Here is a 607-nt window from a genome sequence, read left to right as displayed (position 1 = left end):
GATCTGTGTCAGCGGGAAATATAGGGTTAAGGCCTCATGCCTTATTCCCTAATCTTCCTCCTGCAGCCCACCTAACTCCTCTTCAATCTCCTCGATCGTTGGCAACTTTCCTTTAAGATCCTCCGGTATAGCCTGGGTGAGTTGGTATTCAGTAATGCCTATCGGCTTATTGATATCCCGAAGGGCGTATTCGGCCATGACCTTGTTGCGTTCTTTACAAATCAGGATACCGATGGAAGGATGATCGGAGGAATGCTTCAATACATCGTCCACCACATTCAGGTAGAAGTTCAGCTTGCCGGCGTATTCCGGTATAAACTTGCCCGTTTTCAGCTCAATGACCACAAAACACCGCAGCCGCAGGTGATAAAAAAGCAGGTCGAGGTAAAAGTCCTCCCCTCCCACTTCCAAATGATACTAACGGCCGACATAACTGAAACCGGCGCCCAGCTCCAGCAGGAACTTAGTAATATGCTGTACGAGGGAATTTTCGAGGTCTATCTCTTTATATTCTTCTCCCAGGTTCAGAAAATCAAACTTGTACGGGTCTTTTAAGAGTTCCCGGGCAAGGTCGCTTTGCGGGGCGGGAAGGGTTTGACCGAAATTG

Annotated in this window: 1 pseudogene; it reads right to left on the bottom strand. The window is 48.3% G+C overall.

Features of this window, described 5'->3' with window-relative positions:
- Window positions 1–48: 48 nt before the first annotated feature.
- A pseudogene (locus V9K67_RS27105) lies at window positions 49–501 on the bottom strand (PDDEXK nuclease domain-containing protein).
- Window positions 502–607 lie beyond the last annotated feature (106 nt).

The sequence above is a fragment of the Huijunlia imazamoxiresistens genome (assembly GCF_037132455.1).
GTDB classification, from domain to species: Bacteria; Bacteroidota; Bacteroidia; order Chitinophagales; family Chitinophagaceae; genus Flavisolibacter; species Flavisolibacter imazamoxiresistens.
Note: the sequence above shows the minus strand (reverse complement) of the source record. Positions and strands in the feature narration are given on the sequence as shown.